Origin of the sequence: Variovorax sp. MHTC-1 (assembly GCF_003984645.1) — a bacterium.
GTDB lineage: Bacteria > Pseudomonadota > Gammaproteobacteria > Burkholderiales > Burkholderiaceae_C > Variovorax.
Genome location: NZ_RWKI01000018.1, coordinates 82,001 through 95,520 on the forward strand (window position 1 = coordinate 82,001; position 13,520 = coordinate 95,520).

At 68.4% G+C, this 13,520-nt stretch carries 16 protein-coding genes; 2 read left to right on the plus strand and 14 right to left on the minus strand.

Features of this window, described 5'->3' with window-relative positions:
• Nucleotides 1-12 precede the first annotated feature (12 nt).
• From EJI01_RS22730 to EJI01_RS22765, 8 genes are read right to left on the minus strand one after another with little or no spacing between them, the layout of a single operon-like run.
• The gene (locus EJI01_RS22730) at nucleotides 13-999 is read right to left on the minus strand and encodes an isopenicillin N synthase family dioxygenase (RefSeq protein ID WP_126839391.1); all 987 of its coding nucleotides are present in this window, start codon (nucleotides 997-999) and stop codon (nucleotides 13-15) included.
• Nucleotides 996-1,691, minus strand: a complete 696-nt coding sequence (locus EJI01_RS22735) for a cysteine hydrolase family protein (protein ID WP_126839392.1) — start codon at nucleotides 1,689-1,691, stop codon at nucleotides 996-998. Before EJI01_RS22735 ends, EJI01_RS22730 begins: the two co-directional genes overlap by 4 nt.
• A complete protein-coding gene (locus EJI01_RS22740) occupies nucleotides 1,688-2,614 on the minus strand; it encodes an ABC transporter permease (RefSeq protein WP_126839393.1) in 927 nt (308 codons plus the stop codon). Before EJI01_RS22740 ends, EJI01_RS22735 begins: the two co-directional genes overlap by 4 nt.
• A complete protein-coding gene (locus tag EJI01_RS22745) occupies nucleotides 2,614-3,735 on the minus strand; it encodes an ABC transporter permease (protein ID WP_126839417.1) in 1,122 nt (373 codons plus the stop codon). Before EJI01_RS22745 ends, EJI01_RS22740 begins: the two co-directional genes overlap by 1 nt.
• Before the next feature lie 13 nt (nucleotides 3,736-3,748).
• Nucleotides 3,749-5,269 (minus strand): ABC transporter ATP-binding protein, encoded by a 1,521-nt coding sequence (locus EJI01_RS22750; RefSeq protein WP_126839394.1) that lies wholly within the window; start codon nucleotides 5,267-5,269, stop codon nucleotides 3,749-3,751.
• Nucleotides 5,266-6,357: a BMP family ABC transporter substrate-binding protein gene (locus EJI01_RS22755; RefSeq protein ID WP_126839395.1), complete on the minus strand. Its 1,092-nt coding sequence runs from the start codon at nucleotides 6,355-6,357 to the stop codon at nucleotides 5,266-5,268. The genes EJI01_RS22750 and EJI01_RS22755 overlap by 4 nt, the downstream gene beginning before the upstream one ends.
• The gene (locus EJI01_RS22760) at nucleotides 6,347-6,754 is read right to left on the minus strand and encodes a VOC family protein (RefSeq protein ID WP_126839396.1); all 408 of its coding nucleotides are present in this window, start codon (nucleotides 6,752-6,754) and stop codon (nucleotides 6,347-6,349) included. Before EJI01_RS22760 ends, EJI01_RS22755 begins: the two co-directional genes overlap by 11 nt.
• Nucleotide 6,755: 1 nt before the next feature.
• Nucleotides 6,756-7,757 (minus strand): isopenicillin N synthase family dioxygenase, encoded by a 1,002-nt coding sequence (locus EJI01_RS22765; protein WP_126839397.1) that lies wholly within the window; start codon nucleotides 7,755-7,757, stop codon nucleotides 6,756-6,758.
• Between the two features lie 236 nt (nucleotides 7,758-7,993).
• Here EJI01_RS22765 and rutR point away from each other — a divergent pair, with 236 nt between their 5' ends.
• Nucleotides 7,994-8,722 (plus strand): HTH-type transcriptional regulator RutR, encoded by a 729-nt coding sequence (gene rutR / locus EJI01_RS22770; RefSeq protein WP_126839398.1) that lies wholly within the window; start codon nucleotides 7,994-7,996, stop codon nucleotides 8,720-8,722.
• 13 nt (nucleotides 8,723-8,735) lie between these two features.
• Here rutR and rutF read toward each other — a convergent pair whose 3' ends face one another.
• The 6 genes from rutF to rutA are packed head-to-tail and all read right to left on the minus strand — an operon-like array spanning nucleotide 8,736 to nucleotide 12,960.
• Entirely contained in the window at nucleotides 8,736-9,230 is a 495-nt protein-coding gene (gene rutF / locus EJI01_RS22775; RefSeq protein ID WP_126839399.1) for an NADH-dependent FMN reductase RutF, read from the minus strand.
• 16 nt (nucleotides 9,231-9,246) lie between these two features.
• A complete protein-coding gene (locus EJI01_RS22780) occupies nucleotides 9,247-9,834 on the minus strand; it encodes a malonic semialdehyde reductase (RefSeq protein WP_126839400.1) in 588 nt (195 codons plus the stop codon).
• Nucleotides 9,831-10,631, minus strand: coding sequence for a pyrimidine utilization protein D (gene rutD, locus EJI01_RS22785; protein ID WP_126839401.1), 801 nt, complete (start codon nucleotides 10,629-10,631; stop codon nucleotides 9,831-9,833). Before rutD ends, EJI01_RS22780 begins: the two co-directional genes overlap by 4 nt.
• 2 nt (nucleotides 10,632-10,633) lie before the next feature.
• Nucleotides 10,634-11,026, minus strand: a complete 393-nt coding sequence (gene rutC / locus EJI01_RS22790; RefSeq protein ID WP_126839402.1) for a pyrimidine utilization protein C — start codon at nucleotides 11,024-11,026, stop codon at nucleotides 10,634-10,636.
• Nucleotides 11,027-11,050: 24 nt separating this feature from the next.
• Nucleotides 11,051-11,830 (minus strand): pyrimidine utilization protein B, encoded by a 780-nt coding sequence (gene rutB, locus EJI01_RS22795; protein ID WP_126839403.1) that lies wholly within the window; start codon nucleotides 11,828-11,830, stop codon nucleotides 11,051-11,053.
• Between the two features lie 17 nt (nucleotides 11,831-11,847).
• On the minus strand, nucleotides 11,848-12,960 hold the full coding sequence (gene rutA / locus EJI01_RS22800) for a pyrimidine utilization protein A (protein ID WP_126839404.1): 1,113 nt from the start codon (nucleotides 12,958-12,960) through the stop codon (nucleotides 11,848-11,850).
• A gap of 90 nt (nucleotides 12,961-13,050) precedes the next feature.
• Between rutA and EJI01_RS22805 the strand changes: the two genes are divergently transcribed.
• On the plus strand, nucleotides 13,051-13,386 hold the full coding sequence (locus EJI01_RS22805; RefSeq protein ID WP_126839405.1) for a hypothetical protein: 336 nt from the start codon (nucleotides 13,051-13,053) through the stop codon (nucleotides 13,384-13,386).
• The last annotated feature ends 134 nt before the right edge of the window (nucleotides 13,387-13,520 follow it).

Here is a 13,520-nt window from a genome sequence, read left to right on the forward strand (position 1 = left end):
GCAGTGGAAGGATCAGGCGGTGACGGAATCGCCGGCCGATGTGCGGCGGTAGTCGTAGTTGCGGTTCAGGCGGTCGAGCAGGTAGTCGCCGTAGTGCACCGGCGCATGCTTCGGCGGGTTGGCTTCGTCGGTGCAGGTCGGCAGGCATTCGATCAGCGCGTCCATGCCCGGGTCGAAGAAGTAGGGCAGCGAATAGCGGTCGCCGCCGGAGCGGTTGATGACGCGGTGCGGCGTCGAGACGAAGCGCATGTTGGTCCAGCGCGCGAGCATGTCGCCGACGTTGAGCACGTAGGTGTTCGCAATCGGCGGCGCCTCGATCCAGTCGCCGCCGCGCGGGCGTACCTGCAGGCCGCCCGCGTCGTCCTGCGCCAGCAGCGTGATGACGCCGTAGTCGGTGTGCGGGGCCGAGCCGATCTGCTCGTCTTCCAGCGGCGGCTGCGGCGGGTAGTGCAAGAGGCGCAGGAAGGTGGTGGGCTTCTCGAAGTGATGATCCAGCGCATGCGCCGGCAGCCCCAGGCTCATGGCGATCAGCTGCACGAGGTAGCGGGAGAGCGCGTCGACTTCGGCGATGTAGCGCTCGATGCGCACCTGGAAGTCCGGCACCCAGCCGGGCCACTGGTTGGGGCCCTGCAGCGGCAGGCCGGCCAGCAGGCGGTGATCGTCCGGCGGCAGCTCGTGCATGAGCATCAGCGACTCGCTCATGTTCGGCCGCGTCACCTTCGCCACCGAGGAGGTGACGATGGTGGAAGTGGCCATGCCCATGTAGCCGCGATGGAAACCGTTGATCGCGATCGACTGCTTGCGTTCGAGCGGCGAGGCATGGAACTCGCGCGAGGCCGCGAAGGCCGCGTCGCGCGAAGCGGCCGCCACGTTGTGCCCCGCGATGTAGGCGAAGCCGATGGTGCTGAGGGCTTCGTGGAGACGCGCCGCAGTCTCGCGCGCAAGAGGCGCCTCGGAGTCGATGTTGCCGTGTAGATCGATGAGGGGAATGGATGTCATGGATGAACTTCGAACGAGAAGTACTGCTGCCAGTGCGCCAGCAGGTCCGCCGCCTCCACCACCAGCCCTAGGTGCAGCGACACCATGCTGAGCGCCGCGGCCTCGAGGTGTGCGTCGGTGCCGCGCACCAGGTCGCGCAGCACGATCACGCGGTAGTTGTGGTTGTTGGCGTCGAAGGCGGTGTTGAGCACGCAGCAGTCGGTGAAGCCGCCGTTGAGCACCACGGTGCGGATGCCCTGGTTGCGCAGCAGGAAGTCGAGATCGGTGGGGTAGAAGGCCGAGAGCCGGCGCTTGTTCTCCACCCGCAGGTCGCCGGGCTCGACCCGCGTGACCCACTCGGTCCAGCGGCTGCCTTCGATCGCATGGGCATCGGCGTTCGGGATCTCGCCCACGTGCAGCGGAAAGGTCCTCCGCCATGCGGCCGGGATGCCGCGCAGGTCGTCGGCGCCGCCGGGCCGGAGCACCGACTTGACGTGCACGATGGGCACGCCGAGCGCGCGGGCCTCATCGTGGAAGGCGTCGATCGGCGCCACCAGCTCGCGTGCGCGCGGCGCCGGGCAGGGGCAGTCGGGGCCTTCGTCGAGATGGCCGCGGTGCATGTCGATCGAGATCACGGCAGTGGCCGCCGGGTCGAGATAGTCGTCGAAGGCTTCGCCCAGTTCGCGCGACTCTTCGTAGACGTAGGCCTTCATCGCCTTTCCTCCCGCACATAGGGCACACCCAAGGCGCCCGGTTCGCCATCGCCGCCGCGCCGGGCCAGCGCCACCCAGACCATCACGCCCAGCGTCACCGCATAGGGCGTCATCAGCACAAAGTACTGCGGCAGCTGCACGCCTGCCGCGGCCAGCTGCGGGATCAGCGCCTCGATGCAGCCGAAGAGCAGCGCACCGACGAGCGCCTTCCACGGCGACCAGCGCGCGAAGATCACGAGGCCGACGGCGATCCAGCCGCGCCCGCCGGTCATGCCGGCGATCCACAGCTTGGTGCTGACGACCGAGATGTAGGCGCCGGCCAGGCCGACCAGGGCGGAGCCGGCCAGCACCGCCGCGAAGCGCCAGGCCGAGACCGAGATGCCGGCCGCATCGGCGGCCTGCGGGTTCTCGCCCACGGCGCGCAACCTGAGGCCCGCATCGGTGCGCAGCAGGAACCAGGTGGCGGCCGCGAAGACCGGCAGCGTGAGCCAGACCATCGCGTTCTGCTGGAACAGGCGGCCCACGACGGGCAGCATCGACAAGGGCCACAGCGCCATCGCACCGATGCCGGGCGTGGCCTGGTTGGTCCACTGGGCCAGCGTGCCGATCAGCGCCGTGAGCCCCTGGCAGAAGAACACCAGCGCCAAGCCTGCGATCACCTGGTTGACGCGCAGCCAGATCACCATCACAGCGAACAGCAAGGAGACGACGGCGGCGGCCAGCATGGCGAGCAGCAGCGACACCGCCGGCTCGCCGAACGCGAGCTGCGCCCCGATGCCGGCCAGCGCGCCGACCAGCATCAGCCCCTCGGCGCCTAGCGAGAGCACGCCCGCGCGTTCGCAGACGATCAGGCCCAGCGCAGCCAGCGCATAGGGCACCGCGAAATCCGGCGTGTTGGCAAGCCAGTTGAGCACGATGTCCATCACGCGGCTCCAGCCCCCACGCGGCGCAGCCGGTGCCTGATGAAGAAGTCGCTCGACGCCACGCACACCACGATCACGGCCTGGATCAGCTGCACCATCGAGAAGGGCACCTGGTAGAACACCTGCAGGCTGCGTCCGGTCACGAACAGCGCCGCGACCATCAGCGCGACCACCGTGGCGGCCAGCGGGTTGTTGCGCGCGAGGAAGGCGATCAGGATGCCCGAGAAGCCATAGCCCTGGTAGAAGGCCTGCGTGAGCCGGCCCTCCTGCCCCGCGGCGACGGCGAAGCCCGCGAGGCCGGCCATTGCGCCCGAGAGCAGCACCGCGCCGTAGATGACGCGCGCCACCGGCACGCCGGCCGCATGCGCCATGCGCGGGTTGGCGTCGACGAAGCGCAGGTACAGGCCGGCGCGGCTCACGCCCACCAGCCACCATCCCAGCAACGCGACGATGGCGGCCAGCAGAATGGCGCTGTTCACGCCCGCGAAGAGATCGGGCAGGCGCTCGAAGGAACGGAACTGCGGCGAATAGGGGAAGTTGTCCTTCGGGTCCTTCCAGCTGCCATACACCAGGTGCAGCAGGAAATTGGCCGCCATGTAGTTGAGCATCAAGGTCGAGATGATCTCGTTGACGCCCAGCCGGAGCTTGAGCAGCGCCGGCCCCAGCACCCACAGCGCTCCGGCGGCCAGCGCGGCAACGAACATCAGCGGCAGGCGCAAGGAAGGCGGGCCGATCTCGAAGAAAGAGACGGCCGTCGCACCGATCGCGCCCCAGATCATCTGGCCCTCGAGGCCGAGGTTCCAGAAGCGTGCGCGAAAGGCCATCGCACCGGCCAGCCCGACCAGGATCATCGGCGCCGCCTGGAACAGCACGGCGCGGAAGTTCTGGCCGTCGAAAAAGGTCTGGACGATGAACTCGTTGAGCAACTCGCCCGCCGGCACGCCTGCGGCCACCAGGATGGCCGCCGAGAGCAGGAGCCCCACGCCGATGGCGGTGGCGAGGATCAGCGCCTGCCAGTGCCAGGCCATGTGCTGGCGAATCTCGAGCGCGTAGCGGCGCGCGGCCCGGGGTTGGCGCACGGTTGACGCCGCCGGTGTGTCCGCGAGGTGCGAGATGGGCATCGCGAGCGAAGGCTCAGCCATGGTCCACCATGGCCTGGCCGACGGCTTGCCGGTCGGCCGGCTGCGCGAACTCGGCCACGATGCGCCCGCGCGTCATCACGCCCACGCGGTCGGCCAGTGCTAGCACCTCGTCGAGGTCTTCGCTGATCAGGAGCACCGCCGCGCCGGCATCGCGCGCCGCGCGCAGCCGCGCATGTACTTCGGCCCCGGCGCGCACGTCCAGCCCGCGGCTCGGGCTGTGGGCCAGCACCAGCCGCGGCGACTTGCCGAACTCGCGCGCGAGCACCAGCTTCTGCGCATTGCCGCCCGACAGCAGCGCGGCCTTCTGCGCGATCGAGCGCACGCCCTGCACGTCGAAGGCGGCGACCGCCGCCTGGGCGTCCTTGTCCATCTCGCGGCGCGCGAGGCGCCAGGCCGAGCCGTAGCGCCCGCTGTGGACCTGTCCGATGCCGTAGTTCTCGGACACCGAGAGGCCGCCTGCGAGCGCGAGGCCGTAGCGGTCGGCGGGAATGGCCGCCAGGCCCAGTGCACGGCGCGCCGTCGGCGGCGTCGCCTTGAGATCGCCATGGCGATCGAGCGCGATCTCGCCTTCGGTCCGGCCCGGGAGGCCCATGATCGCGCCCGCGAGTTCCCCCTGGCCGTTGCCCCCGACGCCGGCGAGCCCGTAGATCTCGCCCGCGCGCAGATCGAGATCGATGCCGTCGAGCACGCGGCGGCCTTGCACCTCGGGCGAACGCAATCCGCGTACCGCGAGCCGAACCGGACCCGGCGTCGCGCGTGTCAACCCGGCGGCAGGTGCGGTGATCGATTCGCCGACCGTGAGCCGGACCAGCTCGCCCACCGGCATCTGCTGCGGGTCGACCGTCGCGACCGTGCGGCCGCCGCGCATCACGGTCACGCGGTCGGCATGGCGCTTGACGTCGGCCATCTTGTGCGTGACCAGCACCACCGCTGCGCCGCGGCGTGCGAGCCCGTGCACGGTGGAGAGCAGACGCTCGGCCTCCTGGTCGGTCAGCACGGCGGTGGGCTCGTCGAGGATCAGGATGCGCGCGCCGGCCAGCAGCACCTTGAGGATCTCGACGCGCTGTTGCTCGGCGACCGACAGCCGGTCCACGCGCTGCGCCGGGTCGATGTGGAAACCGAGCTCGCGCGCCTTGTCGCGGATGGCCTCTTCGACGCGGCGCAAACGCTTGCCATGGCTTTCCAAACGCTCGGACCGCGGCACGGTCAGGAGGATGTTCTGCGCCACCGTGAACGGCAGCACCAGCCGGAAGTGCTGGTGGACCATGCCGATGCGCGCCTTCGCCGCGTCTCGCGGCCCGCTGAAGCGCACCGGGTTGTCGTCGACCAGCATGGCGCCGGCCTCGGCCGCATAAAGACCGGCCGCGATGTTCATCAGGGAGGACTTGCCCGCGCCGTTCTCGCCCAGCAGCGCATGCACCTCGCCCCAGCGCGCCGAGAAGTGCGCGTCGGTGAGCGCCGCAAATCCGTCGAAGGACTTGTGGATGCCACTGAGCTCGAGGGCCGTGGTCATTTCTGCGTCACGACGCCTTTGACGAACCAGTCCATCTTCCAGAGATCGGCGTCCGAGAGCACCGCGCCCTTGGCCACGCGCTCCTTGCCCTCGCGGTCGGCGAGCGGACCGGCATAGATCTGCTTGCCCTTGAGCAGCGCGTCGCGCTCGGCGGTGATCGCCGCGGCCTTGTCCTTCGGCACCCCCGGGCCGAAGCCCGCGATGTCGGTGCCGCCCGCGCTCATCGGAATGAAGGCGCCGTAGGGCGCGGGCTTCCAGTTGCCGGCCATGATCTTCTTGAGCTCCGGCGTGAGGAACTTGTCCCATACCCAGACCGAGGAGCACAGCGTGGCCTTCGGCGCGAACTGCCGCAGGTCGCGGTGGTGGCCGGTGCCGTAGACGCCGCGCTCCTGCGCCACGATCTGCGGCGTCGGGCTGTCGACGTGCTGGCCGATCACGTCGGCGCCCTGGTCGATCAGCGCGGCCGCCGCGGCGCGCTCCTTGACCGGGTCGTTCCACGAACCCGTGTAGATCACGTTCACCGTGGCGTTCGGATTCATCTTCTGCGCGCCGAGCGCGAAGGCGTTGATGGTCCAGTTGACGACGCCGAAGGGGTTGGCCGCGACGAAGCCGAGCTTGCCGGTCTTCGATGCCGCTCCCGCGGCCATGCCGCACAGGTACTGGCTCTCGTAGGTGCGGCCGTAGAAGGATTCGAGATTGGCGCCGTTGCTGGTGCCCGAGCCGTTGAGGAAGGCCACCTCGGGGTACTTGGCCGCGAGCTCCTTGAAGCTGTCGGAGTAGCCGAAGGCGGTGCCGATGATGATGTTGGCGCCGCGCTGGATGAACTTCTCGGCCGCGGGCTTGATGGCGGAGGCGTCTTCCGGCACGTTCTCGACGAACTGGATCTTCTCGCCGGTTTCCTTCTCGACCTTGATGCGCGCCTCGTCGAAGGCCTGCGTCCAGCCGCCGTCGTTCTTGGGGCCGAAGTACAGCATCGCGATCTTCGGCTTGCCCTTGAGCGTGAAGCCGTCGGCTGCCGCGGCCGGACCGGCCAGCGCCGCACATGCCAAGAGCGCCGCCACGGCGCAGGGAATCGATCTACGCAACATCACTCGGACCTTTCATCATGAAATTGATACGGAACACATTGCCCTCGGGGTCGAGCAGCACCGACTGGTACCAGTGGTAGTAGGTGAGGTAGGGCGGCTTGACCAGCGTGGCGCCGGCGGCGACGGCGATCGGCACCAGCGAATCGACTTCCTCTTGCGAATCGACATCGATGTTCAGCAGGAACTTGACGCCGCGCGTGTCGCAGAACTCGGTCAGCTGCAAGAGCTCGTAGGCATCGAAGGCGTTGAAGCCCAGGCTGGACTTTCCCGTGTCGAGGCCGCGAAAGATCGGCGAGCGGATGGCCTCGATCTCGGGGAAACCGAACACGCGCTGGTAGAAGCCGCTGAGCGCGACCACGTCTTGGGCGAAGACGTTGACGTAGGAGAGATGGGCCATGTCAGGCGGTGGCCTTCGTTCCGCCGAACGTCGTTTGCTTCAGGAACTTCGACTTCAAGTGGTCGCCGGAAGAGATCGGCGCGTACTTCGGCGCCTCGCCGGGCGCAAGGCAGCTCGGCAGGCACTCGACCATCGCGTCGTAGTTGGGCTGGTGGAAGAACACCAGCGACTGGCGGCGGTTGGTGGCGGCCGCATCCGGCGGCGGGTTGACCACGCGGTGCAGCGTCGAGACCCACAGGTCGTTGGTCCACTGCATCATGAGGTCGGCGATGTTCACCACCAGGCCGCCTTCGACCATCGGCACGTCGACCCACTGGCCGGCCTTGTTGAAGACCTGCAGGCCCTTGTCGTCGGGCAGCACGACGGTGAGGCTGCCGTAGTCGCTGTGCGCGCCGGCGCGCAGCTGGCCCGGCAATGCAGCCTCGGTCTGCGGCGGATAGCTCAGCACGCGGAACATGCTGATGTGCTTGTCGATCTTGTCGTCGAAGAAGGTCTCGGGCAATTCCAGCGCGAGCGCGAAGATGCGCATCAGCGAACGCGAGAGATCGCTCATCGCTTCGAAGTAGTCGTCGAAGGCCGGCTGGAAGCCCGGCAGTTGAGGCCAGACGTTGGGCTCGAAGTGTGGGCCGGCCGCAACGCCCCGGTGGTAGTCGTCGGCGGGCACGTTGGAGGGACCGATGGAAAACGACTCCTTCAGGTCGCCCGGCGCCGCTTCTTCGAGGCTGTACGACAAGCCTTCCTCGCCCACCGCGCTGTAGCCGCGCACCGCGTCGTCGCGCGGGCGATCGACCTTGCGCTTCTCGGCCAGCGGCAGGGCAAAGAATTCGCGCGACGCCGCCGAGACACGCGCGATGAGTTCGGGCGCGATGCCGTGGTTCGTGATGACCAGGAAGCCGATGCTGCGGCAGGCCTCATCGACCTTGCGCGCCACCGCGGCCTTGCCTTCGGGCGTTCCGGAAAAAAAGGGCGCCAGATCGATGATCGGTACGGACAGCAGGGTCATGCTTTCAATCCTTCGGTATGACGGTGGCGATGCGTCGACATGCAACGTCCATGCCAGTTGGACCAAATGGACAAATGCGATTGGCTGCATCGGCGTGGTGCGCGGGCGGCGGCGCGGCACGGCGAATGCGTGCGCGGGGTGTTGCGATGGTGCGTACCATGGGTGGTGCAGCTCGTGCATGCGGGCCGCATCGCAGACAACGAGAATCCCGGGTGGAGAAAGAACCAAAGCAACACATGCCGAAAACTCGCAGCAGCAGCATCAAGCCGCCGTCCGTGCTGGCCGTCGAAGCGCCGCCATCCAAGCGCGTGCATCCGAAGCGCGCGCCGGTGGTGCGCAGCGTCAGCTCAGTGAACCGTCGGCTGCGCCAGATCGAGGACAAGCGCGCGGCGATCCTGCGCGCGGCGCTCGGACTCTTCTCGCGCTTCGGCCTGCACGGCACCAGCGTCGACCAGGTCGCGGCGCGCGCGGATGTCTCGAAGAGCAACCTGCTCTACTACTTCGCCAACAAGGAGGAGCTCTACGTTTCGGTGCTGCGCGAGCTGCTCGCCGTGTGGCTGGAGCCGCTGCACGGCTTCAGCGCCGAGCAGGATCCGCGGCAGGCGATCGGCGACTACATCCGGCGCAAGCTGGTGATCTCGCGCGACCAGCCCGATGCCTCGCGCCTGTTCTGCCTCGAGATGATCCAGGGCGCGCCGCTCTTGCGCGACGAACTCGACCGCGAACTGCGCGCTCTGGTGACGCGCAAATCCGAAGTGATCCGCGCCTGGGTGGCCGCCGGCAAGCTCGCGCCGGTCGATCCGCATCATCTGATCTTCGCCCTGTGGGCGACCACGCAGCACTACGCCGACTTCGGCGTGCAGGTGCAGGCCATCACCGGCCGCACGCTGGACGACCCGGAGTTCTTCGAGGAGACGGTGGACAACGTGCAGCGCATCGTTCTGGGCGGCATCACCACGCGCTGAGCGCGCCGCCCGCTCAGTGCGGCGCGGCGACGATGTCGTGGTAGCGGCGGTCGAAGTAGATCAGGCCGTGCGCGGTACCGCCGATCGCGATGGCGACGGCCTCGCAGAACAGCACGTCGTGCGTACCCACGCGCGTCACCTGCGACACGCGGCAGTCGAAGGACACGGCCGCACCTTCGAGCACCGGCGCGCCGGTGCGCTTGCGGCTCCAGCGACCCGCGGCGAAGCGTTCGTCCATCGGCGTCTTGCCGCCGAACAGGCCCGACAGCGCCTGCTGCCCCGCGGCCAGCGCGTTCACGCAGAGCACGCCGTTGGCCTGGAAGGCCGGGTAGACCGAGGCCGAGCGGTTGAGGCAGACCAGGAGCGTCGGCGGCTCGTCGGTCACGCTGCACACGGCCGATGCGGTGAAGCCGGCGCGCCCGCCAGGGCCGTCGGTGGTGATGACATGGACGGCCGCGCCGAGGCGGGCCATCGCATCGCGGTAGTCGCTCCTGGGCAAGGCGTTCATGGCGTCGGTGCTTTCCTCAGGCGAGCGCGCAGGCTTGCGAGAAATCCAGCCGCGGCAGGCGGCCGAACAGCTTCGCGGGGTCGCCGTGGCCCAGGTTGATCAGGAAGTTGGTGGTCCAGGGCGTGCCGGTGAAGAACGCGGCGTCGATCCTGGCCCTGTCGAAGCCCGACATCGGCCCCGCATCCAGCCCCAGCGCGCGCGCGGCGAGCAGCAGGTAGGCGGCTTGCAGCGTGGCGTTTCGAAAGGCCGTCTCGCGCGCGGCCTCGACGCTGCCGGTGAACCAGCTTCTGGCGTCGGCATGCGGGAACAGCGTGGGCAGCTTGTCGTAGAAGGCGCTGTCCCAGGCGGCGATCACGGTGACCGGCGCGTTCATCGTCTTCTCGAGATTGCCCTTCGACAAGGCCGGCGCCAGGCGCGCCTTGCCCTCGGGCGTGCGCACGAAGACGAAGCGGCCCGGCGAACAGTTGGCCGAGGTCGGCCCGGTGCGCGCGAGCGCGTAGACCTGTTCGAGCAAGGCGTCGGAGACCGGCTCGGGGCGCCAGCCGTTGTGCGAGCGGGCTTCGGTGAAAAGAAGCGCCAGGGCGTCGTCGTCCAGTGCTTTCATGCGGGGACTCCCGATGCGTTCACGCGCGCCAGGAAGGCGAGCAGGCTGCGGTTGAAGAGCTCGGCCTCGGTCACGCTGTGCGCATGGCCGCCATGGGAGACGCATTCGAGGCTCGCGCGGGGCAGGCCTTCGGCGAGGCGCTGCGAGCAGGTCCAGGGCACCAGCGTGTCGTCGGTGGCGGCGGCCACCAGCGCCGGCACGGCGATCTCGGCCAGGCGAGCGTCGACATCGAAGGCGCGCAGCGCTGCGATGCGCGCGCGCATGTTGGCCTCGCCGGGGAAATGCGCGAGCGCATGCGCGACCTCGTCGGCCACGCGCTGCGCATGGGCGGCGCACCAGGCGGCGGGGTAGAGGAAGATGGGTTGCGCCTCGACATAGGCGCGCGGGCCGCAGGCGCCGAGCAGCGCCAGCCGCGCATCGAAGCAGCGGGCCGAGTGCGCATTGGGCTTCGACCACGCGTTGACGAGCACGAGGCTGGCCACCCGCGAGGGCGCATCGAGCGCGAGCTGCAGCCCGACCAGGCCGCCGAGCGCATGGCCCACCAGGTGGCAGCGCGGCGTCGAGGTGGCGTCGAGGATCTCGAGCACGTCGCGCGCCATGTCGGCGATCGCGTAGCCGGCCTGCAGCTCGGCCGGGCTGCGGCCGGTGCCGCGCTGGTCGTAGGCGATCACGCGATGGCCGGCCCCGATCAGCGCAGCGAGCTGCGGCGACCAGAAGCCGGCCGAGCCGCCGAGGCCCGAGGACAGCAGCACCGCCTCGCCCTCGGTCGGTCCGTGCACTTCGTGGTGCAGTGGCATGCTCAGGCCTTCTTGCCCACGTGCGCGATGGAGGCGATCTCGATCAGCGCATCCGGCTTCACCAGGCCGCACTGGATGCAGTAGCGCGCCGGCTTGGTGCCGGGGAAGAACTCGGCGTAGACCGCGTTGATCTTCGCGTAGTCGGCCCAGTCCTTGATCATGATCATGTTGAAGGTCACGTCGTCCATGCTGCCGCCGGCAGCCTCGACCACGCCCTGGATGGTGCTGAGCACATGGCGCGCCTGCGCGCTCGCGTCGCCGACATGGACCACGTTGTTGTCCTTGTCGAAGGGCAGGGTGCCCGACACGTAGAGCACGCCGTCGGCGAGCGTGCCGGGAACGTAGGGCGCGAGCGGCACGCCGGTACCGGGCGGGATGATGGCTTGCTTGGGCATGGATTGCTCCTTGTCGAAAAAGAATCAGGCGGTGGCCGCTTCGGCCGGTGCGGGTTGGGTGGCGGCCTCGGGCGCGAAGGTGCGGCAGAAGTCGTCGACCTTCGAGACCCAGCCGAAGAAGGTCTCGACGTTGTAGACCGCGGCCTGCTGAATCGCCGGTCCGCCGAGCTCGTGGGTGGCGTCTTCAAGCATCACGGCGAAGTACTCGAGGTGGAAGGCGTCGCGCAGCGTGGACTCCACGCACACGTTGGTGGCGATGCCGGTGAAGACCAGGTTGCGGATGCCGCGCGCGCGCAGGCTGCTGTCGAGCGTGCTGTTGAAGAAGCCGCTGTAGCGGGTCTTGGGGATGACGATGTCGCTCGCCTGCGGCTGGAGCGAATCGACGAGCGCGTAGTCCCAGCCTCCCTTGGCGAGGAAGCGGCCTTGCAGCTCGGGCTTCTTGCGCATGGTCTTGAGCGCGTTGGACTTGTACCAGTTGGGCGAGCCGGGGCCGCCGGCCTCCACGTAGTCCGCATCCCAGCCGTTCTGCAGGAACACGACGAGCATGCCGGCCGCGCGCGCGGCGGCGATGGTGCGCGCGATGTTGGCGATCACGCCCTGCGCGCCCGAGATGTCGAAGCCGGCCAAGTCCACATAGCCGCCGATCGAGGCGTAGGCGTTCTGCATGTCGACGACGATCAGCGCCGAGTTGGCAGCGTGCAGCGCCAGCGGCTCGGGCCGTGCCGGCAGCACCCGCGGCGCAGGCGCGCCCGGTGCATTCGGCACGCCCGCCGGCGTGCTGGAGGCGATGGTGGTGTTCTTCATAGCGGGGTCGCTTCGAATCAGGCGGCCAGGCGCTCGGCAGCGACGCGCGAAGGCACGGGGCTCGCGATGTGCATGCGGCTCTTCATCAGCGGCTGGATGTGCTCGCCGAAAGCCTCCACCCCGAGCACGAAGTCATCGAAGGTCAGCAGCACGCCTTCGGTGCCCGGCACCTCGGCGACTTCGTCGAGCAGGCGTGCCACGGTGGCGTAGGAGCCGACCAGCGTGCCCATGTTGATGTTGACGGCGGAAGTCGGGTCGGCCATCTGGCGCACGTTGGTGTCGGCACCCGACTTGGTGTCGGCCGCGCTCTGCTGCGTGAGCCAGGCCAGCGCTTCCTGGTCGGCGCCGGCCTTGTAGTGCTCCCACTTGGCGCGCGCGGCTTCGTCGGTGGCATCGGCGATCACCATGAAGAGCACGTAGGAAGTGACGTGGCGGCCGGTCTTCCTGGTCGCCTCGATGAGCTTCTCGGCCGCCGGCGCAAAGGCCTTGGGCGTGTTCACGCCCTTGCCGAAGCAGAAGTTGTAGTCGGCGTACTTCGCGGAGAAGTCCATGCCGGCATCGCTCTGGCCGGCGCAGATCACCTTCATGTCGGCCTGCGGCTTCGGGCTCACGCGGCAATCGTCCATCTGGAAGTGCTCGCCCTTGAAGTCGGACTGACCGGTGGTCCACAGCTCGCGCAGCACCTGCACGTACTCCGACAGGTAGCGGTAGCGCATCGCGAAGAATTCGTCGCCGGGCCATAGGCCCATCTGCGAGTACTCGGGCTTCTGCCAGCCGGTGATCAGGTTGAGGCCGAAGCGGCCGTTGGAGATCGAGTCGATGGTGGAGGTCATGCGCGCCACGATGGCGGGCGGCATGACCAGCGAGGCCGCCGTGGCGAAGAGCTTGATCTTCGAGGTGACGGCGGCCAGCCCGGCCATCAGCGTGAAGCTTTCTAGGTTGTGATCCCAAAACTCGGTCTTGCCACCGAAGCCGCGCAACTTGATCATCGACAGTGCGAAGTCCACGCCGTAGTGCTCGGCCCTTTGCGTGATCTGCTTGTTGAGGTCGAAGCTCGGCTTGTACTGCGGAGCGTTCTCCGAGATCAGCCAGCCGTTGTTGCCGATGGGGATGAAGATGCCGACGTTCATGCGTTGCGCTCCTGGACCGAGGGTGAGGGATGAGCTGTGGGCGCAACGCCGATGGACGCGCGCCGGGGGCTTACGCATAGGCCGTGCCACTTGGCTAAGCCTTTTGAAATCAACCACTTACGGGTCTGTGCCGGCGCCGAGTGGACCAAATGGTCCAATATGGAGCGTTTGGTCTGCACGGTCGCTGCCGTCTTTGGTGCAAAGGCCCCGCGCAATCATGGGCAGTTGCCTTTTCTTTCCACCAGAAGACGATTTCGTCTACGCGGCGCGGGCAACGAAGCGGCAGAGGGCGGTGCCGGCGCCGACGTGTTCTACGGCGCAGAAGTGATCAGTGGTGGCGCGGGCGGCGGTGAGGAGAATGAATGGGTTCGGCCATGCGCCTCTTACAGCAGGAACGTGCGTCAGCGGTATGCTGGCCCGGCCTGAGGCATGAAGCTTGCACCCAACCGGTACTGCCATGAGTTCCACACCGCCCCTCCTGCATATCTCTCCCGCGGATCTTTCCGCCACCCTCGAGCGCCTCGCGCCGCGCATGACGGACCTGCTCGGCGCCTTCGTCG

Coding starts and splice junctions, on each gene's coding strand:
- EJI01_RS22750 (WP_126839394.1), bottom strand. CDS start 5,269: ATGACCACGGCCCTCGAGCTCAGTGGCATCCACAAGTCCTTCGACGGA.
- EJI01_RS22760 (WP_126839396.1), bottom strand. CDS start 6,754: ATGGCCCATCTCTCCTACGTCAACGTCTTCGCCCAAGACGTGGTCGCG.
- rutR (WP_126839398.1), top strand. CDS start 7,994: ATGCCGAAAACTCGCAGCAGCAGCATCAAGCCGCCGTCCGTGCTGGCC.
- EJI01_RS22755 (WP_126839395.1), bottom strand. CDS start 6,357: ATGTTGCGTAGATCGATTCCCTGCGCCGTGGCGGCGCTCTTGGCATGT.
- EJI01_RS22745 (WP_126839417.1), bottom strand. CDS start 3,735: ATGCCCATCTCGCACCTCGCGGACACACCGGCGGCGTCAACCGTGCGC.
- EJI01_RS22765 (WP_126839397.1), bottom strand. CDS start 7,757: ATGACCCTGCTGTCCGTACCGATCATCGATCTGGCGCCCTTTTTTTCC.
- rutD (WP_126839401.1), bottom strand. CDS start 10,631: ATGCCACTGCACCACGAAGTGCACGGACCGACCGAGGGCGAGGCGGTG.
- EJI01_RS22735 (WP_126839392.1), bottom strand. CDS start 1,691: ATGAAGGCCTACGTCTACGAAGAGTCGCGCGAACTGGGCGAAGCCTTC.
- EJI01_RS22740 (WP_126839393.1), bottom strand. CDS start 2,614: ATGGACATCGTGCTCAACTGGCTTGCCAACACGCCGGATTTCGCGGTG.
- EJI01_RS22730 (WP_126839391.1), bottom strand. CDS start 999: ATGACATCCATTCCCCTCATCGATCTACACGGCAACATCGACTCCGAG.
- rutB (WP_126839403.1), bottom strand. CDS start 11,830: ATGAAGAACACCACCATCGCCTCCAGCACGCCGGCGGGCGTGCCGAAT.
- rutA (WP_126839404.1), bottom strand. CDS start 12,960: ATGAACGTCGGCATCTTCATCCCCATCGGCAACAACGGCTGGCTGATC.
- EJI01_RS22780 (WP_126839400.1), bottom strand. CDS start 9,834: ATGAAAGCACTGGACGACGACGCCCTGGCGCTTCTTTTCACCGAAGCC.
- rutF (WP_126839399.1), bottom strand. CDS start 9,230: ATGAACGCCTTGCCCAGGAGCGACTACCGCGATGCGATGGCCCGCCTC.
- rutC (WP_126839402.1), bottom strand. CDS start 11,026: ATGCCCAAGCAAGCCATCATCCCGCCCGGTACCGGCGTGCCGCTCGCG.